This is a genomic window from Neotamlana laminarinivorans (assembly GCF_020523925.1).
GTDB classification, from domain to species: Bacteria; Bacteroidota; Bacteroidia; order Flavobacteriales; family Flavobacteriaceae; genus Neotamlana; species Neotamlana laminarinivorans.
The window spans coordinates 169750-191345 of record NZ_JAJAPW010000001.1; the positions used below are offsets into that span (position 1 = coordinate 169750).

General features: G+C 32.1%; 21 protein-coding genes. 7 read left to right on the plus strand and 14 right to left on the minus strand.

The genetic code is table 11. The features are described from left to right. Positions 1-184: 184 nt before the first annotated feature. Positions 185-1867, plus strand: coding sequence for an RluA family pseudouridine synthase (locus LG649_RS00805; protein WP_226539897.1), 1683 nt, complete (start codon positions 185-187; stop codon positions 1865-1867). 19 nt (positions 1868-1886) lie between these two features. On the opposite strand, the gene fahA is transcribed toward LG649_RS00805, so the two are convergent. Next, positions 1887-3170, minus strand: coding sequence for a fumarylacetoacetase (gene fahA, locus LG649_RS00810; RefSeq protein WP_226539899.1), 1284 nt, complete (start codon positions 3168-3170; stop codon positions 1887-1889). A gap of 202 nt (positions 3171-3372) precedes the next feature. On the opposite strand from fahA, the gene glyA reads away from it, so the two are divergent. Then, on the plus strand, positions 3373-4644 hold the full coding sequence (gene glyA / locus LG649_RS00815) for a serine hydroxymethyltransferase (RefSeq protein WP_226539901.1): 1272 nt from the start codon (positions 3373-3375) through the stop codon (positions 4642-4644). Between the two features lie 36 nt (positions 4645-4680). On the opposite strand, the gene LG649_RS00820 is transcribed toward glyA, so the two are convergent. The 8 genes from LG649_RS00820 to rlmD all read right to left on the minus strand — a co-directional run bounded on the left by LG649_RS00820 (position 4681) and on the right by rlmD (position 10120). Continuing rightward, positions 4681-5199 carry a hypothetical protein gene (locus LG649_RS00820; protein ID WP_226539903.1) on the minus strand — a complete coding sequence of 173 codons (519 nt, stop codon included), beginning with the start codon at positions 5197-5199 and terminating at the stop codon, positions 4681-4683. Between the two features lie 171 nt (positions 5200-5370). After that, positions 5371-5799 (minus strand): SRPBCC family protein, encoded by a 429-nt coding sequence (locus tag LG649_RS00825; RefSeq protein ID WP_226539917.1) that lies wholly within the window; start codon positions 5797-5799, stop codon positions 5371-5373. Between the two features lie 11 nt (positions 5800-5810). Beyond that, positions 5811-6326 carry an SRPBCC family protein gene (locus LG649_RS00830; RefSeq protein WP_226539919.1) on the minus strand — a complete coding sequence of 172 codons (516 nt, stop codon included), beginning with the start codon at positions 6324-6326 and terminating at the stop codon, positions 5811-5813. 70 nt (positions 6327-6396) lie between these two features. Continuing rightward, positions 6397-6762 carry a DoxX family protein gene (locus LG649_RS00835; RefSeq protein ID WP_226539928.1) on the minus strand — a complete coding sequence of 122 codons (366 nt, stop codon included), beginning with the start codon at positions 6760-6762 and terminating at the stop codon, positions 6397-6399. Positions 6763-6850: 88 nt separating this feature from the next. Further along, entirely contained in the window at positions 6851-7321 is a 471-nt protein-coding gene (locus LG649_RS00840) for a Crp/Fnr family transcriptional regulator (protein ID WP_226539930.1), read from the minus strand. Positions 7322-7371: 50 nt separating this feature from the next. Then, positions 7372-8151, minus strand: a complete 780-nt coding sequence (locus LG649_RS00845; protein WP_226539939.1) for a DUF6048 family protein — start codon at positions 8149-8151, stop codon at positions 7372-7374. Further along, entirely contained in the window at positions 8123-8665 is a 543-nt protein-coding gene (locus tag LG649_RS00850) for a DUF6452 family protein (protein ID WP_226539941.1), read from the minus strand. The genes LG649_RS00845 and LG649_RS00850 overlap by 29 nt, the downstream gene beginning before the upstream one ends. 3 nt (positions 8666-8668) lie before the next feature. After that, the gene (gene rlmD / locus LG649_RS00855) at positions 8669-10120 is read right to left on the minus strand and encodes a 23S rRNA (uracil(1939)-C(5))-methyltransferase RlmD (RefSeq protein WP_226539942.1); all 1452 of its coding nucleotides are present in this window, start codon (positions 10118-10120) and stop codon (positions 8669-8671) included. Between the two features lie 406 nt (positions 10121-10526). Here rlmD and rocD point away from each other — a divergent pair, with 406 nt between their 5' ends. Further along, the gene (gene rocD / locus LG649_RS00860) at positions 10527-11768 is read left to right on the plus strand and encodes an ornithine--oxo-acid transaminase (protein WP_226539958.1); all 1242 of its coding nucleotides are present in this window, start codon (positions 10527-10529) and stop codon (positions 11766-11768) included. Positions 11769-11846: 78 nt separating this feature from the next. Here the strand turns inward: rocD and LG649_RS00865 are convergent, their stop codons facing one another. From LG649_RS00865 to LG649_RS00875, 3 genes are read right to left on the minus strand one after another with little or no spacing between them, the layout of a single operon-like run. Beyond that, a complete protein-coding gene (locus tag LG649_RS00865) occupies positions 11847-12209 on the minus strand; it encodes a CCC motif membrane protein (protein WP_226539960.1) in 363 nt (120 codons plus the stop codon). 16 nt (positions 12210-12225) lie between these two features. Then, positions 12226-12507 (minus strand): DUF2752 domain-containing protein, encoded by a 282-nt coding sequence (locus LG649_RS00870; protein WP_226539962.1) that lies wholly within the window; start codon positions 12505-12507, stop codon positions 12226-12228. A 55-nt stretch (positions 12508-12562) separates the two neighbouring features. After that, complete coding sequence (locus LG649_RS00875) at positions 12563-14434, minus strand: T9SS type A sorting domain-containing protein (RefSeq protein WP_226539964.1); 1872 nt, start codon at positions 14432-14434, stop codon at positions 12563-12565. 151 nt (positions 14435-14585) lie between these two features. Between LG649_RS00875 and LG649_RS00880 the strand changes: the two genes are divergently transcribed. Then, positions 14586-14780, plus strand: coding sequence for a hypothetical protein (locus LG649_RS00880; protein WP_226539966.1), 195 nt, complete (start codon positions 14586-14588; stop codon positions 14778-14780). Positions 14781-14785: 5 nt separating this feature from the next. Continuing rightward, positions 14786-15328 carry a Smr/MutS family protein gene (locus LG649_RS00885; protein ID WP_226539968.1) on the plus strand — a complete coding sequence of 181 codons (543 nt, stop codon included), beginning with the start codon at positions 14786-14788 and terminating at the stop codon, positions 15326-15328. Here LG649_RS00885 and LG649_RS00890 read toward each other — a convergent pair. Continuing rightward, positions 15321-16313 carry a hypothetical protein gene (locus LG649_RS00890; protein ID WP_226539976.1) on the minus strand — a complete coding sequence of 331 codons (993 nt, stop codon included), beginning with the start codon at positions 16311-16313 and terminating at the stop codon, positions 15321-15323. The two genes, LG649_RS00885 and LG649_RS00890, sit on opposite strands and share 8 nt — an antisense overlap. Before the next feature lie 123 nt (positions 16314-16436). Here LG649_RS00890 and LG649_RS00895 point away from each other — a divergent pair, with 123 nt between their 5' ends. Both LG649_RS00895 and LG649_RS00900 read left to right on the plus strand, forming a co-directional pair. Further along, positions 16437-17576: a cysteine desulfurase family protein gene (locus tag LG649_RS00895; protein WP_226541078.1), complete on the plus strand. Its 1140-nt coding sequence runs from the start codon at positions 16437-16439 to the stop codon at positions 17574-17576. Between the two features lie 90 nt (positions 17577-17666). Beyond that, a complete protein-coding gene (locus tag LG649_RS00900; protein WP_226539978.1) occupies positions 17667-19115 on the plus strand; it encodes a hypothetical protein in 1449 nt (482 codons plus the stop codon). Between the two features lie 6 nt (positions 19116-19121). Here the strand turns inward: LG649_RS00900 and LG649_RS00905 are convergent, their stop codons facing one another. Continuing rightward, complete coding sequence (locus LG649_RS00905) at positions 19122-21584, minus strand: TonB-dependent receptor (protein WP_226539987.1); 2463 nt, start codon at positions 21582-21584, stop codon at positions 19122-19124. Positions 21585-21596 lie beyond the last annotated feature (12 nt).

Genomic DNA, 21596 nt, shown 5'->3' on the forward strand with positions numbered 1-21596 from the left:
CATAGTTCCAATGGCTTGAAATTTTAACTTTTAATAGAAGCATATATAGTTTTGTATGTTATTCAAGTTTAACTTTGTTGTTATAAACGCTCTCATTAACTTTGGCAGCGTTTTTGTTTTTTCTATACCTATTTTAAATATCATGAAATAACAAAAAATATAAAGCTTTTCAACAAACGTATACATGCCTGAATTTAATTTTCAAGAAGCGTATTTTCATAATTTACAAAGTACGGCTTTTAGTTTACCTCAAAAATTTACGTATCCATTTTATTATACACCGCATAAATTAAGTGTTCTAGCAGCACAGCATCTTCAAAATTATCTTAGTAAGGCTAATCTTAATCATAATTTTGGTTTATGTCCAGATTCTAAAGGCTTAATTATTGGCAAAATGTTTGGGGTTATGGTAGTAAAAAATAATGATAATACTTTGGGGTATTTAGCAGCATTTTCAGGTAAACTTGCTAATACTAATAATCTGCCTGGTTTTGTGCCAACTGTTTTCGATACTTTAAATCCTAATGGATTTTACAAAAAAGGAGAGCAGGAGTTAAATGAAATAAATAAACAAATTGAAATCCTTGAAGCTTCAAACGAATATGTTGTAGCCAAACGCAATTTAGAATTAAGTTTATCATTGTATAATGAAGAATTAAGGGCTTTAAAAGAAACCATAAAACAAAAAAAGATAGCTCGAAAAAAACTTCGAATTTCTGAAGCAGATAAACTATCAAATGAAGATTATAATATTTTTTTAGAAACACTAAAAAACGAAAGTATACAGTATAACTTGAAGTTAAAACATTTTAAAAAGTTTCATGAATCAAACATTGATGATTTAAAACAAAAATGGAATAACTTAAAACATAAAATTGATTTATTAAAAGATTTACGCCAAACAAAGTCTGCAGCGCTTCAGAAACAAATTCATCAACAATATAAATTTTTAAACGCATTAGGTGAAACTAAAGATTTACTAGATATTTTTAAAGATACAACATTACGAGTACCACCAGCTGGTGCAGGGGAGTGTGCTGCACCAAAACTTTTTCAGTATGCATACGAGAATAATTTAAAACCAATAGCAATGGCAGAGTTTTGGTGGGGAGCTTCACCAAAATCTGAAGTAAGGAAACATAAACAGTTTTATCCTTCCTGTAGAAGTAAATGTGAACCCATTTTAGGCCATATGATGCAAGGTTTAACTGTTGAAGATAATCCAATTTTAGAAGTAAAAAAGCATAACGAACCTTTAGAAATATTATACGAAGATGATTATTTATTGCTGGTAAATAAACCCGCAGAATTTTTATCTGTTCCCGGAAAAACAAGTTTACAGTCTGTGCAAACTAAAATGCAGGAATATTTACCAAATAATAAGGTACTTCTTGTTCATCGTTTAGATATGTCTACATCTGGTATTTTATTAGTAGCAAAAAATGAAAGAACCCATAAAAAGCTTCAAAAACAGTTTATTAATAGAAGTGTAAAAAAACGCTACGTTGCCATTTTAAACGGTGAAATAGATACACAAGAAGGTGAAATAGAGTTACCGCTTCGGGTTGATTTAGATAATCGTCCGCAACAATTAGTTTGCTTTCAGTATGGTAAACCAGCTAAAACAAAATACAAAGTTGTAGCCGTTAAAAACGGAAAAACAAGAATTCATTTTTTCCCAATTACAGGTAGAACACACCAATTACGAGTTCATGCAGCTCATAGCAGTGGATTAAATACACCTATTTTTGGAGATGACTTATACGGTTTAAAAGCAAATAGATTACATTTACATGCAGAATTTTTAAGCTTTGAACATCCGGTTAAAAAAAAAGAGCTAAACATTTTCTGTAAAGCTCCTTTTTAAAATAAATTTTATAAATCTTTTATTTTTTGTTAAAAACTGGAAGTAACTTGGTTGAAACTTCGCCAAAACCAATACGTGTACCGTCTTTTTCGCAATAACCTCTCATAATTACAGTATCATTATCATTAATAGCTGCACGTTCACTTCCATCTGTCATTTTTATTAGGTTTTCGCCTTTCCAAGTTAATTCTAACATCGATCCGTAAGTATCAGGTGTTGGTCCAGAAATGGCACCACTTCCCATTAAATCGCCAGAATTTACAGAGCATCCGTTAATGGTATGGTGAGCTAATTGTTGCACCATATTCCAGTACATATATTTAAAGTTCGAGTTGCTTACAACAGTTTCTTTAGCGCCTTGAGGTTGTATAGCAACTTCTAAATTAATGTCGTAGCTTTTTTTTCCTTTATATTTTAAATAATTTAATTGAGGTTTTTTAGGTTTAGGACTTTCAACTCTGTAAGGTTCTAAAGCATCAAGAGTTACAATCCATGGGGAAATAGAGGAGGCAAAACTTTTTGCTAAAAAAGGACCAAAAGGCATTTGTTCCCATTCTTGAATATCGCGGGCACTCCAATCGTTAAGAAGTACAAGTCCAAAAATATATTCTTCAGCTTCTTCAATAGGTATAGGTTCTCCTAAGTCGTTAGCGGCAGTTGTTATAAATGCCATTTCAAGTTCAAAATCTACTAATTTACTTGGGCCAAAAACAGGATTAGTTTTACCATTTTGTAAAATTTGTCCTTGTGGTCTGTGAATTGAAATTCCTGATGGAATTACAGAAGAGCTTCTACCGTGATAACCTATAGGCATTTGCAGCCAATTTGGAGCTAACTCAGCATCGGCACTTTTAAAAATTGAACTTACGTTAGTGGCGTGTTCTATACTAGAATAAAAATCTGTATAATCTCCAACTTGAACAGGTAGTTGCATTTCAATTTCATCTAGCCTAAATAAAACAATTTCTTTGTGCTTTTTATTTTGTTTTAAGCTATCGTTATTATCATCAAAAATTTCTGCAATTCTATTTCTTACGGCGCGCCATGTTTTACGCCCATCTGCAATAAAATCGTTTAAAGTATCTTGCAAGAAAATATCATCAGTTAGGGCAATTCCATCAAAATATCCAAGTTGGTGTAAGGCACCTAAGTCAATTGCTGTATCACCAATTCGTGTACCAATAGTTATAATATCGTCTCGGGTTAAAAACACCCCAAAAGGAATGTTTTGTATAGGAAAATCAGAGTTTTTATCGACGTGTAACCACGACTTTCTATCTGGGTTATTTGCTGAAAGCGGCATAGTTATAATGTAATTATTTTGTTTTAAGTCTTATCAAACCTACACAAAATTTTCGTTTTTATTGTTAAAATCTATTAAAATTTAAATTTTATCAAAAAGTTGATAATTTGGTTAAAAACTTGGCTCGAATTATAACATTTTTACCATTTATAAGTAATGTATTTTCTATTTTTGCACATCATTAAAATAGAAACTAAATATTATGCAACGCGACGAACAAATTTTTGAACTTATTCAGGCAGAAAAAGAACGCCAACTTCATGGTATAGAACTTATAGCATCCGAGAATTTTGTAAGTGAACAAGTTATGGAAGCAGCTGGTTCTGTATTAACAAATAAATACGCCGAAGGTTACCCAGGAAAACGCTACTATGGTGGTTGTGAAGTGGTTGATGAAGTAGAGGCAATAGCCATAGAACGTGCAAAAACTTTGTTTGGAGCCGAATATGTTAATGTACAACCTCACTCTGGTAGTCAGGCTAACACAGCGGTTTACCATGCCTGTTTAAAACCAGGAGATAAAATTTTAGGTTTCGATTTATCTCACGGTGGTCATTTAACACACGGTTCGCCGGTAAACTTTTCAGGTAAATTATATAGCCCTGTTTTTTATGGTGTGGAAGAAGAAACAGGTGTCTTAAATTATGATAAAATTCAAGAAATTGCAACCAAAGAACAACCAAAATTAATTATTGCAGGTGCTTCAGCTTATTCTCGCGATATAGATTTTAAACGTTTTAGAACCATTGCTGATAGTGTAGGTGCTATTTTGTTAGCCGATATATCGCATCCAGCAGGCTTAATAGCAAAAGGTATTTTAAACGATCCGTTGCCTCATTGTCATATTGTTACAACAACAACTCATAAAACATTAAGAGGTCCTCGTGGAGGTATGATTATGATGGGGAAAGATTTTGAGAACCCATTTGGAATTACTTTAAAAAATGGAAGCTTACGTAAAATGTCGTCGCTTTTAGATTCTGCTGTATTTCCAGGAAACCAAGGCGGACCTTTAGAGCACATTATTGCAGCGAAAGCAATTGCATTTGGTGAGGCTTTAACAGATGATTTTTTAAACTACCAATTACAAGTTAAGAAAAATGCCAATGCTATGGCAAACGCTTTAGTTGCTAAAGATTATAAAATTATTTCTGGAGGAACAGATAATCATATGATGCTTATCGATTTAAGAAATAAAAATGTTTCTGGTAAAGATGCAGAACAAGCCCTTGTAAAGGCAGATATTACTGCAAATAAAAACATGGTACCTTTTGATGATAAATCGCCATTTGTAACGTCTGGTATTCGTTTAGGAACTGCAGCAATTACTACAAGAGGTTTAAAAGAAACCGATATGACTGCTATTGTTGATTTAATTGATGAAGTTATTACAAACTTTGAAGATGAAGCAACCTTAGAAGCTGTAAAAATTAAAGTTAATGCTATGATGAAGGATAAGCCTTTATTTGTATAACAATAGATAAATACACATAAAAAAAATCCTGCCTTTTCAGCAGGATTTTTTATTAATAATGAGTTTGGTATAAAACCTTACTGTTATTTTTATAAAACAGAGAAATTCATGTTTTTCTTCATTATTTTTTAATTCTTTCGATAAAAAATATCCACCAACTATTCCGTGAATTATTCCGAATATTCCGTAAATCCAAAGTTGATAAATCGAATAACCAAGAAGCGATTCCAAAATTTGTATGCGTTCAAATTCGAATGAATTTATTATTCCGATTACTAGTGCTTTAAAGTATAATATTAAAATCCACGAAGCAAAAAGAATAAAAAATGATATCCCGAAATATTTTTGGTTTTCTATTCTAACATATCTGTTCAGATATTTAAAAGCTAATAGTCCAATAATTAATGGTATCGAAATTATTGTAGTAATCCATTCAACCCAATCTCTCTCGATTGTGTGCCAACTTGGAATTTCTCCAATAACGACATAAAAAATGAAAAGAAAAATCAGTCCGAAAGAATAATATTTAGTTATTAAAATTTTAATATTTTTCAATTCCGCGTTGCGTTTTTCTTAAATCGTACATAATGCTAAATATATGAAAAGTAGATGATTTCGAAGCACTATCTTTTGGTTGAGTATCAAGTTTGATACGAGCCAAAGCCTTTGAGTTTATAACTTTCTAGCCTATTTTTATTTAAGTTGATGTATATCGTTTATAAATCATTAACTAATTAATAGGCCTTGGAGTATCCCGATGTCCTCGTTTATTCCTTGTTTAATTTTATTAAAGATAAGAGGCAATATTATTTTTGCAAATCCTTTCGCTTGAAAAGAAAATGAAATATGAACAAAACTTTTTCCATTAGTTTCTTTAATATCCCAATTTATATCAGCAAACAAACCTTTAGATTCAATGGTCTTGTATCTAACTTTATTATTTGGTTTAAGCTCGGTAAATTCAAGAATCATTGTTCCTTTATTAGTATTCTCTTTAAATTTACTGCCAACCGTAATAGGGCTATCTAATAATTCTACTTTTTTTATTATTGAAATCCACTCGCTTCTTCTTTCAACATTTTTTGCAAAATCATACACTGAATTACTAGAAGCAGGTGTTTGAAATTCAATGTTATGAATAAATTGTTTTTTCATTTCTATGAATTTTATTTATTCAATTCTTCTGCCAATACCTTTAAATACTTCTTCATTGTGCTACCGTAAAACATTTTGGTCATAAATTTGGGTATTACAAAAGGAGCCGTTTCTCCGGTCATTTTATTATCAAAAATTAAAGTGTAAGTAAATCTAGATTCTCCATTTTCGAGCGTAGTTACTTCTCTAATACTTTGCAAGTAATATTTTGCGCTATCTGGAGTGGTATAAACAATTTTATGATCTTTATTTTCCGTTACGTATGTTGGAGTTATTGTACGCTTTTTTCCAAACGAAGAATATTCGGTAAAACCTTTACCATATTTTGGTGAAGTAATTTGTACCATGCTATCAACTTCAGCTCTCCACACGACATCGTTATTTAAGTCTGATATATAATTGAATAATTTATCCTTACCTATAGGAATATCAATAGTTTTAGTTATTGAAACATTTTTTTGAGCCTGAAGTTGGGTACTGATAATAATCACTAGTATAATGAGTGAAAATTTTAATGAAGTTTTCATGTTTTTTAGATTGCTACTAAATTTTATTGAACACGATCAAATTAGATATTGATGTATTTTAAAGTACTGATTATACGTATAGTCTTCCTACAACTATAAATAGAGCTAGTAATAAAAGGATAAGGTTTACAATTACTTTGTCTTTTTCTTTTCTTTTAAGATGAAGAATTAACGCTCCAATCATGGTTATAGACAATCCAATTGCAGCAATAGGCACTAGTATTGCTATAGAGCTTATAAATATGGGTAAAACAATACCTATGGCACCTAAAACTTCTAAAAGACCTATTAATTTTAGTTTGTTTTCAGAATAGTTATCTGTCCAATCTCCTAGTTTTTCACGAAGTGTTTCTTTATTTTTTGCTACTTTCATTATTCCTGCCATAAAGAATATACAGGCTAATAAACCTTGTATTACGTAAAGTGTAATATTCATTTTTTCTGGTATTTTGGTTAAAAATTATTTAGAATGTAAATAACAGAAGAAGTGAATTTATATGCATTAATGTAGATTAAGAAATCTACTATTGTTTTGAACGAAGTCTTTGACTCTTTAGTGAGCTCAAAGCTTCAGGTGTAATGCCAAGATAAGAAGCAATCATATGTTGCGGTACTCTTTGTATAATATTTGGGTAGGTAGATATAAAATGCTCATATCTATCACTTGCTGTAGCGCTCATAAGCATGATTACTCTGTTTTGTAATACCCGAATTCGTTTTATAAACTTTTTTAAGTCAATATCTTGAGAAGATGTTTTTTCTATAGCAACAATCACAGAATCTTCTAAAGCATCAATATATAATTCACAAGGTTCATTAGGGGAGACGTAGTCTGTAACAATCCAACCCTCAGGGCCGAACATAAAAATATGTTCTTTTCCTTTTTCATCAATCGTATAACTTCTTAGTAAACCTGATTCTACTTTATAAGATTTACTGTATAAATCACCTTTTCGTTGTAGAATCTGTTTTTTTAGTACTTTGATTTTTTTCATTTGAATTGTATTCAATGATATACAACAGGTTTTAAAAGGTCAAATTCCGTCTATTTGCTCCTTTTATACAAAGGAATACGGTAACTTAAAAAATAGCTGTAGCCTGCTCCTATAATTCCACTATCGTAGGTTTTGCCATATCCGGGAATGTATAAAACTTCAAAATTATCAGGCTGAGATTCACTAGCAAGAAATTTTAATTGTAGGTTAGCTCCTAAATATAAGTTGTTAAAAAGTTCTACTTTAAAACCTAATAAAACTTCTGCCCAAAAAGCTGTTAAACCATCATAATCTATGGCTTCGGTAGAGGTTAGTTGTGGTGCCCAATATTGGTCTGTGGTATAAATAGTATATTCATTTAAGGTTTGGTTAAATGTACTTGCTCCAACGCGAAACCCAAAGTAAATCATATTATCCATATCTAACCAATTATCATAGGCGTTTAAGTCTATACCTGCTTTAAGATAAGATCCTGTTGTGGTAACATCTAAATAATCTGTAATGGTGTTCTTTTCTTCAATACCTAATTCTCCTGCAATGTATAAATTTGGTTTTAAGCGATAATCTACTAAAACTTCAAAACCAGAATAATCATCATCTAAATATGATTGAAGTATTTTACCTAAATCTATTCCAGCACGTAAACCATACTTTAATTTTACAGCAGTAGAATCGTTTTCTTGGGTGTTAATTATAGTGTCATTTACTTTTGTTAGTTCTTTTTCCGGTTTTGGTTTAGGCGGATTTTGATTGTTTTGTGCTTGGGTTTTAGCACAAAGCACTAACAAAGAAAATGCTATACTAATGTGTAATGCTAAAGTGTGCTTCATCTTCGTCATCAATAGTTTGATCGTCTGTTAAAGGTGTTCTTGATAATAACCAGTTATCATCATCTGATTCTATGGTTAAGGTTATGTTTGTGTAAATTGTTCTGTAACCACAGGCTCTGGAAACATATTCTTCCGAAAGCACATAGCCAACTGTTATGGTATCCCAATTGCTACCATCATAAAAGTCGTCCGAATCGTCATCCTCTGTACCATTGTCATCTAAATAAGCATCAGATATGAGTACAAATTGTGTTGGAGATTCATGGGTTTTTAAAGGTAAAACTAGCTGATTAACATCTACAATTTCATAGTCAGTTAGCACACTATCGGTGTCGCCACCAATACCATAAATTAATAAGTCGGATGCGTATTCTAAATCTTCGGGGCTGGAAGCATCGTATAAATCGATAACTAATCGTGGCGTTGTAGAAGTGCCTTCGGCGCAAATATCATCTTTCTCGCAGCTTATGGCTAAAGCAACTATAAGTATTATAAAAAATATGGTTTTCTTCATAAATTATTTTTCGAATAAAACTACAGTTTCAATATGTGCTGTATGTGGAAACTGGTCTACTAAACTTATTTTTTTTATTTGGTAACCCGATTGCATTAATTGTTCGGTATCTCTAGCTTGGGTAGCCGGATTACAAGATACATAAACCAAACGTTCTGCATTTAGGTTTATTATTTTTTTTAGAGTTTTAGGAGCAATTCCTGCGCGGGCAGGATCTAAAACTATAGTCCTAATTTTATTTTTATACTCAGGATGTTCGGTTAGGAATTTACCAACATCTGCTGCATAAAACTTTAAGCCTTCAATGTTGTTACGTTTAGCGTTTTCCTTAGCATCTTCAATGGCAGATGCAACAATATCAACACCTACAATTTTGGTGTTATTGGCTTTATTAGCAATTATTTGCCCAATGGTTCCTGTGCCGCAAAACAAATCTAAAACTACAGAATTATCTACAGCTTCCTGTTTTTCAAGTACATATTCTACAACTTTACTGTATAGTTTTTCGGCACTCTTTGGATTGGTTTGAAAAAAGCTTTTCATACTAATTTCGAAGTTTAATCCTAATAACTCTTCAACTATTTTGTCCTCACCATAAATTAACTTAATGCTTCCTGTAGTAGCAATGGTACGATCTCCAATTTCATCATTTATAGTATGTAAAAAGCCAGCAACTCGATTGCCAAATAATTCGGTTAAATACTCGGCAAATTTGTTTAAACTAAACTTTGGTAAATCGTAAGACGTAGTTACTAGGTTAAATAATAACTTGTTGGTTTTATAAGATTTACGAACAACAAAATACCTAAAAAAACCTTCTTTTTTTGGCGCGTGCCAAGGCGCTAAACCTGTGTTTTGGCAATATGCTCTTATATTTTTAAGGTTGTTCTCAAGTTCTGCATCAAATAAACCAGAATCGTTATTTAAATTATCGCCGCACCACCAAGTACCTCGTTTTTTAAACCCTAAAGTAAACTCATCTACATCAGTTTTTAACTCGTGATTGTAGCCAATGGCAGAAAAGCCATATTCCATTTTATTGCGGTAATGAAAAGTGTTTGGGGAGTTAATAAACTCATCGAATTTATCTTCGATATCTGCTACTTTACCAATGCGTTTAAACAATTGGAGTGTACTTTGTTTTTTATACTCGTGTTGTTTTTCGAGGGGTAATTTTATGTAAGGCGCACCCGGAATATCTTGGTATGGGCTATCAATTTCATCGTCAGACGATTTTAAAACTTCAAACAATTTGCATTCAGCATATTTTTTGCTTGCTTTTTTTACTTGAGCCTTTACTAATTGCCCTGGTAACGTATTTGGTACAAAAACCACAAATTCACCATGTTTATTCCTAATACGGCCAATACCTTTACCACCAAAGGCGTAGTCTTCGATTAGTATTTCGATGACTTGTCCGCGTTTTACAAATTTATTTCGTTCTCTTCTTGGCATGCTGCAAAAGTAATGAAGCCACAGCTATTTTTATATTTTGGCTTATTAATTTTTTTTGATTTTGATAATTTGTTTGATAAATGACTGCATTCGTGCAAAGGATTGAAACGGCATCCTTTTTTGTGCTATTAATTTTAATTGAAATACGATAATTATAATGTTAATTTAAAGCTGTTTATAAGACAGAAACTTTAACACAAAAAAGATATAGTGTAAAGCCTGACGCTATTATTTATTGAAAAAATAATAGGGTTGCACCCAAATAAAATATGAATATTTATTAAATTGCACGTCTATCCAGGGATGATTTCTCTCCCACGCTGCTTTTTCGCCCCGAAACTTGTCGGGAAACCGAAAAAATAAAGGTACAGAAGGAATTTATTTTAACAATTTAAATTCAATTAAGATGGCTGTTTTAGAGCAATTAACGTCGCAACAAGCGATAGATTTAGAAAACGAGTATGGAGCGCACAATTACCACCCGTTACCTGTGGTTTTAACTAAAGGAGAAGGTGTATATGTTTGGGATGTAGAAGGGAAGCAGTATTTCGATTTTTTATCGGCATATTCTGCGGTAAACCAAGGACATTGTCACCCAAAAATTGTGGGCGCTATGGTAGAGCAAGCGCAAAAATTAACTTTAACATCTCGTGCATTTTATAATGATATGTTAGGAAAATACGAGAAGTTTGCTTGCGAATTTTTTGGTTTTGATAAGTTATTACCAATGAATACAGGTGCAGAAGCGGTTGAAACAGCTTTGAAAATTTGTAGAAAATGGGCATACGAAGTTAAAGGTATTGATGAGAATGAAGCCGAAATTGTGGTTTGTAAAAACAATTTTCATGGGCGTACTACAACTATAATTTCGTTTAGTAACGACCCTGTTGCTCGTAAAAACTTTGGACCTTATACTAACGGGTTTATAAAGATAGATTATGATGATTTAGAGGCACTTGAAAACGCTTTTAAAAACAACCCAAATGTGGCTGGCTTTTTAGTTGAGCCTATTCAAGGTGAGGCAGGTGTTTACGTGCCAACCGAAGGTTATTTGGCTAAAGCTAAAGTACTTTGTGAAAAATATAATGTACTTTTTATTGCAGATGAAGTACAAACTGGTATTGCTAGAACAGGAAAGTTATTAGCTGTACACCATGAAAATGTTACTCCCGATGTTTTGATTCTAGGTAAAGCTATTAGCGGAGGAGTTTATCCGGTTTCGGCTGTTTTGGCTAATAACAATGTTATGAATGTTATAAAACCTGGAAATCATGGTAGTACTTTTGGTGGTAACCCTGTGGCTGCGGCTGTAGCTATTGCTGCTCTTGAGGTTGTAAAAGATGAAAAATTAGCCGAAAATGCTGAAGTTTTAGGTGAATTGTTTCGTGCTGAAATAAATAAATATATTAAAACCAGTGGTATTGTTAACTTAGTTCGTGGTAAAGGTTTGCTAAACGCCATTGTTATTAATGATGATGAAGATAGCGATACAGCTTGGAATATTTGCTTGGCTTTACGTGATAACGGACTGCTAGCTAAACCAACTCATGGTAATATTATTAGGTTTGCGCCTCCTTTAGTTATGAATGAAGCACAACTACAAGAATGTGTTGCTATTATTATAAAAACCTTAAAAGGTTTTGAATAGTAATTAGTAATAACTATCATAAATAAAAATCCCACGCATTTACGTGGGATTTTTATTTATGTTGAGGTGTAAGTATTATTATCTACAACCAGCTCTTTCTGCAGCTTCGTAAATTTGTTCCATAGATTCTGCTGGAACATTAGGGTTGCCCTCGAACATACCGATGTACCAATCAAAGAAAGCACAAGGATTAATTAATGTCCAAACAATAAAAGCAAGTCCTATTAGAGATATTATTAAAGAAACAATGGCAAAAGTTTTTGCATTTTTCATAGCAGAATAATTGCTATAAGCCTCAGGGTTTTCATTATATTTTTTAAGTTCTTTATTGGCCATTACAATGGCTATAATAGCAGCCACGGTACCTAGGCCATACACACAGCAACATAATATACCAAGTATAGATAAAATAATAACCAGTGTTGTGTTAAGTTTTTGCATAAGTTAATTTGATTAGTTAATAAATAAGAAACATTTTTAAAACATAGTTAATTATAGCTGTAAGAAAAGCTAAAACTCCTAAAAGTAATTTAATTTTTTCTCCATTTTTAATGGTTGTAAAGCTATTTAAAATTAGAAAAATAAAAAAAAATGCCATAGGATATATGGCAGGATACATATGAAATGCAGCAGTAAATTCTCCTTTAAAAAGCAAAAGCGTTGCACGTTGAATACCGCAACCAGGACAGTCTATTCCTATAAGCTTTTTGGTTAGGCAAGGCAGCATATATTTTTCCATAAATTAGTTTTACATGTTAAATGTAATAAAACTATATAAGAAAAAAGATGGATATTTATTTTTTGTGTTTAATGGCTATTTTTTTACTAAGTGTTTGCTGATTGTCTAACCTTATTTTTACAATATAAATACCATCACTAATATTTTTTGTACTGAAACTGTATTCAGGTTCTGCTTTCAAAATATTGTGGTTTAAAACTTGTTTCCCAGAAATATCAAAAACAGTAAGTCTTTTAATATTTAATAAGCTAGGGTTTGTAAGGTTAAGTTCTGCGGTAGTGTTGTTTTGGTAAATGTTTAAGTTGGTAAAAGTGGCTTCGTCTTCGGTATTTAAGGATTTGTTGGTAAAAGTGATTTCAAAACGGTTGTGGTATTCTCCCGAATCTAATGTTATATTAAAAGTGTTGTTTATAATATCTGTAAATATTCCACTTTCTTTATCTAGTAAAAACACTTCTAAATTGTTTGGTGTGTTATTAAGTTTATTAATGGTTATGTTAAATTCAGTGTTATTTTTATCGGTTTTAAGTCCTAATGGAATTGTAGTATTAACATCATAAATAATAGATTTTATTGAAAGGTGTTCGTTTTCAGATATTAAGTATGCATCTGTATTTAGCGAATTAATATTTAACGCATCAAAAAATTTATTATATGTATGGTTGTTTGGTGTTGTATTACGGAAAGCGATTACGTTTTCTTTGTAATAGGTATTATTTAATCTAGTGTGAATTCTTATTTCTGGAATAATGGTTGGATTTTCAAAAATGCTTTTATAATTAACACCATTGTGCGATATAGGGTAATTAATGGTGTTAGTTGATTTTGCATCTTTATTTTTTGCGAATACAGCACCGCTTCCTGTAGGATTAGAATCTTCATTAAATGCTAAACGCATATCGTTTGTAAATTCAGCATAACCACCGTTAACATTACTGGCTATTATAAAACCTTGGCCAACAGCAGCATATCTTCTTGAATTGTTGGTTGAATAATCCGTAGTGCTACCGCCTGTAGTTGAACCATCACTACCATCGTTATTATAATTTATAAAAGGAGCAATGGTGTAGGTTCCGTTGTCACTTAAATCGGCTGGGTCTCCGGGAATGTAAGTAGCATAACCACCTTCGTAATCTTGTAAATAATGCGAAAATTTTGGTTTTTGTTCCCAAAAGTATAATTGCGGGCTTAAAACCGCTTGGTTATTTGCCGAATTAACAAAAAACAATTTTAAATCAATGGCCGAAGGATAAGGGTTTCCTGTTAACGTTTCAGCGTAGTTTGGTGTTCCAGAGGGTTGATTATCTACACCATCAAAAGAACAACTTACTGTAATTGTGCCATTGTTTGGGCGTCCTCTAAAATCTAAAACGTTGTTTGCATTTGGGCTTCCTTTTAATGTAAAGCCATAACCAGCTTCTATATTTCCGGTATCAAAAACTTGTTGCCAATTGTGGTAACCTTCTGCATCTCTTAAAGTGTAAATCCAGTAATTAGAAAGTTCGGTTGCTGTACCATTAAAATCTGTAGTGTAAGTGTAGACTGATGAGTTAACATTACTAGTATCGGTATCGTCCATTGGATCATAAATATTACTTCCATTAAAATCGGCATTAATATTTACGGTTCCATCTGAACCTAAACCTACAGGTGAGCAAAAATAATTGTATTCGTAAACATTAGTAGTTTGGTTTTGATAAAGTGATAAAGATCCAGCATCGGAGTTTTTAATATCGTTGTTTTGAGTTAATTGTGCATCACCTCTAAGATAGAGATAAGAAGTTGCTGTTTCTAACCTAATATCATTATTAACAAATATGTGGATGCCATTAGAAAAAAGATAGCTATTATCTGCTACATATAAATCTTGTGAATATGATAAGACTGTAGTAAATACCAAAACTATAAACGTTAGAATGTTTTTCATGCATGAGATTTTAAATGTAGTTTTAAATATACGTATAATACATGAAAATTCTTTCAAAAAATTGCTTTTTAACATTAAAAAAAAGAGTTTTAAATAATTGACTTTACAGCTTTTTAATAAAAACTTACATTTGCATTCAACATTATTTTGTATGAAATATTTAAATTATATTTTAATTATTATTGGAGCTGTAATTGCAATGTATGCAAAGGCAGGAGCCAACCAAAACCAATTTATTTTAATAGCAGGTATTGTTTTATTAATGGTTGGTGCTTATCGTGTTTCTAGAACTATTTCTAGTAAAACAACAGATGATTCTGATGAATTCTATCAAGATAAAAATTAAGTAAGATGAGTTTTAAGCTAGGTGATTTAGTTCTGGTTTTAGATGAAGATTTACAAGGCACTGTAAAAAAAATTATTGGGCAAACTATAACTATTGAAACTGACGACGGATTTTTAATAGATTTTGATGCATCAGATTTAATAAAGCAAAAAAACGACTTTAGTAAGCAATCGTTAACTTCAAATTTTAATTTAGCGGAAAAGGAAGAGAAAAAGCGTAAAGCATCTCCTGTAAAAAAAGGTAAGGCTAAATTTGAGCCAACAATGGAGGTTGATTTGCACATTCACCAGTTAGTGCCATCTACTCGAGGTATGACCAATCATGATATGCTAACCTTGCAATTAGATACCGCAAGGCGTAAGTTAGACTTTGCCATTGCCAAACGCATACAAAAAATTGTATTTATTCATGGAGTAGGCGAGGGCGTTTTAAAATTAGAACTTGAATACTTGTTTGGCAGATACGACAATATAAAATATTATGATGCCAATTACCAAAAGTATGGTTTAGGAGCTACCGAAGTTTACATTTTTCAGAATGTTAATTAAAATCTGGTGTTGTAGTAACTGTATCTGGCCCATCTATCATGTAGCCAAAATCTAAAGTGTCTTGCGAAATTATACTTAAACCAATTTCTTTAATATCTAAAGTAATATAATAACTTGTATAATAAGTATTTGACCTGTAAGCTGTTGCCGGTACTGTTATTTTTATTAGGTCGTTTAAATAATCTGGTGTTACACCATCTGAAATATCGTTGGTGGGGTTTTGGTCTGCAGAGTCGTTTTCTTCATCTCTGGTTAAAACGCCGTCTTCATCATCGTCATTATCTAAATAATCTGGTATGCCATCTTCATCGGTATCTTGGGCGTCACTATAATCGCCATTACCATCTGGGTCTGGGTTTTCATCGGTAGTTAAAACGTTGTCGCCATCATCATCAGCATCAATAAAGTTTGGTATACCATCACCATCAGTATCAAAGCCAGCTTCAATCTCTCCGTCTTCATCACCAATTGTATCATCAGTAGAGTCATCATCTAAATAGTTATAAACACCATCACCGTCTTCATCTCCTAAGGGGCTATAGCCATTTACATTATTAGTATCATATTCATCCTCAGTATCAACATCATCGTCATCATAAGACGTTAAAATAGTTACTATATCTAGTAAAACATCATCAGTTTCATCTATATTAATGTTGAGATTGGTTGGTATTTCATTACAAAAAATATCGTCAATACTGGTGTCGTAGTAACTTCTGTAGGTAAAAGAGGCATCTACATCTTCAAGAGATAAAGAATTATCGTCTCCAACTTCTAAAAGATCTGCTAATTCATAATTAGAAATAAGCAAAGACATAGATTCCGATGGATCGGTTTTTGTTTTGTAAAGCACTAAATCGCTGACGCCTTCGCAGTATTCAAATTCTTCATCAAATTCAAATTCAAAGTCTAGAATATCGCCATCGTCGCAAGACCAAATGGTTAATAAACAAAAAGAGAAGATATATAAAAAAGGCTTACGCATTATACTTAAATTTTAAAGCAAAAATAATAGAATTGTTATTTATAACGCAGCTTATTGATAATAATTTTATTTGAAGTATTTTTGAGGTTTACTTTTAACAAAAGTTAAACGTTTATTTAGATGATTAAAAAAGTTTATTTTGATAATGCAGCAACTACAAAAGTACATGATGAAGTGGTGGATGCCATGGCCGAAGTTTTAAAAAATAATTATGGAAACCCATCGTCTACGCATAGTTTTGGGAGATCATCTAAAGTTTTATTAGAAAAATCTAGAAATACAATAGCAAAGCATTTAAATGCAGAGCCTGGTGAAATTATATTTACTTCTGGCGGAACAGAATCTAACAATTTAATATTACAAAGCGCTGTTAATAATTTAAATGTAACGCATATTATTACATCTAAAATAGAACATCATGCTGTTTTAAACACGGTTAACATGTTACATGAAAATTATGGTGTAAAAGTAAGTTATGTAAAATTGGATATTAGGGGAGATATTGATTTAACTCATCTGGAAACATTAATGCAAACCGAAGCTAAAACTTTGGTTAGTTTAATGCATATAAACAACGAAATAGGCAATGTTTTAAATTTACAAAAGGTTGCTAATTTGTGTAAAAAAAATGATGTTTTATTTCATAGCGATGCGGTTCAGTCTGTAGGGCATTATAAACTTAATTTAAAAGAAATCCCCATTGATTTTATTGTTGCTTCTGCGCATAAATTTCACGGTCCAAAAGGTGTAGGTTTTGCTTTTGTTAGAAAAAATTCAAATTTAAAACCTATTATAATAGGTGGCGAGCAAGAACGGGGTTTGCGTGCCGGCACAGAAAATTTACACAATATTGTAGGTATGGAAACGGCTTTAAAAATGGCTGATAAAAACTTAGAAAGTACTACAAGTTACATAACAGACTTGAAACAATATTTTATAGAGCAATTACAAAATAAAATACCAAACGTTGATTTTAACGGCACTAGTAGCAATTTAAATAATAATGCTTACACTATACTAAATGTACAGTTACCTTATTTAGCAGAAAAATCGAATATGATTTTGTTTCAACTAGATTTAAAAGGTATAGCTTGCTCAAGGGGAAGTGCATGCCAAAGCGGAAGTGAAAAAAAGTCGCATGTTTTAACCGAAATTTTGAATGAAACGGAATTGCAAAAGCCTTCGTTAAGATTTTCATTTAGTAAATACAATACAAAAGCTGAAATAGATTATGTAGTTGAAGTTTTGAAAGAATTATATTGATTTTTGATATGTTAAAAATCTTTCAATATTTTATTGATGTATGAAAAATCGTTAACTTAGTAATGTTGATAAATTCAATTAAACTAAGTTATGAAGAAACAATTACACTTTTTAATATGCCTATCTGTATTACTTTTACTTTCATTAAAAGTAGATGCACAAGTTGGAATTGGAACAACTACACCCGATGTTTCTTCTATTCTAGATATAGAATCTACAACCCAAGGTGTTTTAACACCTAGAATGACTACAGTGCAACGTCTTGCTATAGCAACACCAGCCGAAGGACTTTTAGTGTTTGATACCGATGAAGATGCATTTTATTATTACGATGCAACTGGAACAAATTGGGTTGAATTAGGAAATGCAGTTTTAAGAGATAATTACAAATTAGTAAAAAACGTTGCCGATTTAGCAGATGAACTTGCTGCTGGTGGAGGTATAGAATATCTACTTAACACAGATACATATTATGAAATAAATGGAACCATTAATTTAGCTTTTCCTATAAATTTAAATGATGCCTATATTGCTGGCGAAGATACAAATGAAGATGTACTTATAGGTACTGGTGCTATTTTCTCTGGTGCTGCAGGTGGCTCTATTAGAAATCTTACACTAATAACCCCAGGAGCAGTGTTTAACTTAAATGGTACAGGATCAGAAAACTTAATATTTCGAGATTCTTTTGTTGTGAGCTCTGGTAGTGTGGGAGCAATTTCAAATTTTAACCTTGTTTTTATTAGTACTGCTCAATTTTTAGGTAATACCTCTGGTATAGTTTACACTAATATTAATCAATTACTATTAAATACTTTAGGTTGGAATGGAACTAACGGTGGAATTTACGAAACTTTTGCAGGTAATTTTGATGTAATTGCAAAACAAGGTGGTTTTAGTGAGGTAGTAGGGGCAACCGCTGCTGTAGATGTAACTGGAATAACTTCTACATCAGGAAGTTTTACTATTCGTACTGTAGATTTTTATGGTGGAGGCAATTACATTAACGGTAGTTCTCCTTACGCAGGTTATAACTTTACCAGAGATTGGGATGTAGATTGCCCAGGAATTCCGGTTGAAACTGATGGCGTTGCAACTGGTAATTTTTATTATGATGGAAGTTTAACCACAGGTTTTACCCAATCAATAACCAGTACGGGAACAAGTTATGAAGTGGAACCATTAGTGCCTTCTTTTACGGCAAATAGTTTATTCAGGTTTACAAGTGCGGGAGGAGATAATAGATTAATTTATGATGGTGTTAAGGAAAGAGAATTTAACATTAATACATCTATGTCGGTTAGGGTTTCTGGAGCAAACGGTAATTTTTACGCTTTCTATTTAGTAAAAAACGGGACAGCTTTAATTGAATCTAACTCAATAATTGAGATTAATAGTAGTTCTCAAATTCAAAGTATATCTCTTAATGCAAATGTGAGTTTAGCTAATGGAGATTATATTGAAGTTCATGTTCAACGCTTAACGGGTAGTGGTACAGATACGTTAGCCGTATTCTCTGAAAATTTAAGTATTAATTAGTGGAAATTAAAAGCGCATTCGAGTTCTTAAATTAAAAACACGAGGTGTTAAATAATTCGGGATAGCATATTGTGTTTTAGTATAAACATCTCTTACCCAAGTATTGGTTATAGAGTTTTGAACATCGAACATATTAAAAATTTCAAAACCAAAAGATAATTCTTTAAAGGGCTTTTTCCATCCTTTATTAAATTGCTTTTGGTTATCTACTAAAACATACTGTAGCCCTAAATCTGCACGTTTATAATCAGGTAAGCGGTTTTGGTAAATATAAGGATCGGCATAACTTGGTGATCCGCCTGGTAAACCAGTATTGTACACTAAGTTTAAATACACTTTTAAGTTTGGCATATTCGGTATATAATCCTGAAACAAGGCAGCAAATTTTAAACGTTGGTCTGTTGGTCTGGCAATATAACCACGATTATCTAAGTTTTCTTCTGTTTTTAAATAACCAAAACTAAACCACGATTCTGTACCCGGAACAAACTCTCCGTTAAGTCGCATATCTAAACCGTAGGCATAGGCTTTAGCATTGTTATTTGCTCTATATCTTATTCTAACATTTTCTAGAGTATAGGTATTAACATCGCTTAACCCTTTATAATACATTTCTGTGGTAAGCTTAAAAGGACGAACCCACATTTTGAAACTATAATCGTTACCTAAAACCAAATGAAACGACTTTTGTGCTTTTACATTAGGTTGAACAACACCAGCTGAGTCTCGTAACTCACGATAAAAAGGTGGTTGATAGTATAAACCACCAGCAACTCTAAACAACATATCTTTTTCCCAATCTGGTTTTATAGCAAATTGCGCTCTTGGGCTATAAACCGTTTGGGTATTTTTTGTAATACCATCTCCATTTACAGTCCAATTATGCGTTCTAATTCCAGCATTATACCAAACATCGCTGTTTTTTATGGTACTTCTATAGCTCCATTGTGCATAAGCTTGAACGCGGTTAATAATTGTGTTGTTAGTTGCTCTTACATTTTGGTAAGGCTCTAAAGGACCTGTAAAAGGTTGGTAAGGTTGTTCGTTTGTTATATCGGATTTTGGTGGACGAATAGAAAATCCAGCAGAATCAATTACTTCCCATTCTACTAACCGGTCGCGAATGTCTTCATTGGTGTATTTTAAAGCCCATTCAATTCTGTGCCCTTTTATATTTAAATTTCCTTTGTGTTCAATATTAGTAATTAGTGCATCTAAATCGTTTCTACCATGATTTAATTGACTACCAACACCTTCAGTAAATTCAACTTCACCTAAATTTTCATCACCTATATCTGTATTAACTTCACCTAAATTGTATTGTGCTAAAATATCGAAGTACTCTTCTTCTGTAGTATGATATGTTGATGCTGTTAAATGTAAATTTAACTTATCGTTTACAAAATAAGAACCTTTAAAAGCTCCAAAAAGTGTTTGGTATAGGTCTTTTTCTTGCCCGCTATAATATACAACCAAAGCAATAGGTTCTGTAAATGTTCCAAAATTAGTTTGCCTAGTTTCGGGTTTGTAATTGTATTTATTTAAAGAGGCATTTCCTAAAAAACTTAAATGGAATTTGCTAGAAAACTTATAATTAAAAAATCCTTGTGCATCTGCAAAAACAGGATTGTAATTTGTTTTGGTTTCTTTAGCATTTACAAGTAAACTGTTGTCACGATAACGTAAACCAACAATACTTGAAAATTTAGAATCTTTGCTTATATTTTCTACGGAAACACTTGCACCTAAAAGACTTATATCTGCATTCGCTTGAAACTCGTAGGGTGTTTTGTAGGTAATATCTAAAACAGAAGACAGTTTATCGCCGTATTTAGCTTGAAAGCCACCTGCCGAAAAATCGACATTTTGAACCAAATTTGTGTTTACAAAACTTAATCCTTCTTGTTGCCCTGATCGAATTAAAAAAGGACGATACACTTCAATCCCGTTTACATAGACTAAATTTTCGTCGTAATTACCACCACGAACAGAGTATTGTGTACTTAACTCGTTATTGTTACTAACGCCAGGTAGTGTTAGTAATAAGTTTTCAACACCAGCATTTGCACCTGGTATTTTTCTAATGGTTTCGGGTTTTAACGTAACTACACCTTCGACTTCTTTATGAGTTGAATTTGTAACAATGACTGCCGCAATTTGCTCTATAGAAGTGCTCATTACAGGATTAAACTCGGTTTCTTCACCATTTTTTAAGTTAAATGTACTTGTAATTTTTTTATGAGAAATATGAGTAAAAACTAGAGTTATATTTTTGTTAGACGGAATAGTAAGCAAATAAAACCCATTGGAGTTGGTTTGTGTACCGTAATTTCCGGTTGTAATATTTACATTTTCAATGGGCGCATTGTTTTCATCTAGAATAATACCTTTTATAGTGGCATTTTGTGCAATAAGTGTTAAGGTACACAGTAAGTAAAAAACGTAAAATAGAGGAAATTTTGGTTTCAAATGTTTATGAAT

Coding starts and splice junctions, on each gene's coding strand:
- LG649_RS00865 (WP_226539960.1), bottom strand. CDS start 12,209: ATGCAAAAACTTAACACAACACTGGTTATTATTTTATCTATACTTGGT.
- LG649_RS00825 (WP_226539917.1), bottom strand. CDS start 5,799: ATGAAAAAACAATTTATTCATAACATTGAATTTCAAACACCTGCTTCT.
- LG649_RS00805 (WP_226539897.1), top strand. CDS start 185: ATGCCTGAATTTAATTTTCAAGAAGCGTATTTTCATAATTTACAAAGT.
- LG649_RS00875 (WP_226539964.1), bottom strand. CDS start 14,434: ATGAAAAACATTCTAACGTTTATAGTTTTGGTATTTACTACAGTCTTA.
- LG649_RS00845 (WP_226539939.1), bottom strand. CDS start 8,151: ATGAAGCACACTTTAGCATTACACATTAGTATAGCATTTTCTTTGTTA.
- LG649_RS00870 (WP_226539962.1), bottom strand. CDS start 12,507: ATGGAAAAATATATGCTGCCTTGCCTAACCAAAAAGCTTATAGGAATA.
- glyA (WP_226539901.1), top strand. CDS start 3,373: ATGCAACGCGACGAACAAATTTTTGAACTTATTCAGGCAGAAAAAGAA.
- fahA (WP_226539899.1), bottom strand. CDS start 3,170: ATGCCGCTTTCAGCAAATAACCCAGATAGAAAGTCGTGGTTACACGTC.
- LG649_RS00835 (WP_226539928.1), bottom strand. CDS start 6,762: ATGAATATTACACTTTACGTAATACAAGGTTTATTAGCCTGTATATTC.
- LG649_RS00840 (WP_226539930.1), bottom strand. CDS start 7,321: ATGAAAAAAATCAAAGTACTAAAAAAACAGATTCTACAACGAAAAGGT.
- LG649_RS00900 (WP_226539978.1), top strand. CDS start 17,667: ATGAAGAAACAATTACACTTTTTAATATGCCTATCTGTATTACTTTTA.
- LG649_RS00880 (WP_226539966.1), top strand. CDS start 14,586: ATGAAATATTTAAATTATATTTTAATTATTATTGGAGCTGTAATTGCA.
- rocD (WP_226539958.1), top strand. CDS start 10,527: ATGGCTGTTTTAGAGCAATTAACGTCGCAACAAGCGATAGATTTAGAA.
- LG649_RS00890 (WP_226539976.1), bottom strand. CDS start 16,313: ATGCGTAAGCCTTTTTTATATATCTTCTCTTTTTGTTTATTAACCATT.
- rlmD (WP_226539942.1), bottom strand. CDS start 10,120: ATGCCAAGAAGAGAACGAAATAAATTTGTAAAACGCGGACAAGTCATC.
- LG649_RS00885 (WP_226539968.1), top strand. CDS start 14,786: ATGAGTTTTAAGCTAGGTGATTTAGTTCTGGTTTTAGATGAAGATTTA.
- LG649_RS00830 (WP_226539919.1), bottom strand. CDS start 6,326: ATGAAAACTTCATTAAAATTTTCACTCATTATACTAGTGATTATTATC.
- LG649_RS00850 (WP_226539941.1), bottom strand. CDS start 8,665: ATGAAGAAAACCATATTTTTTATAATACTTATAGTTGCTTTAGCCATA.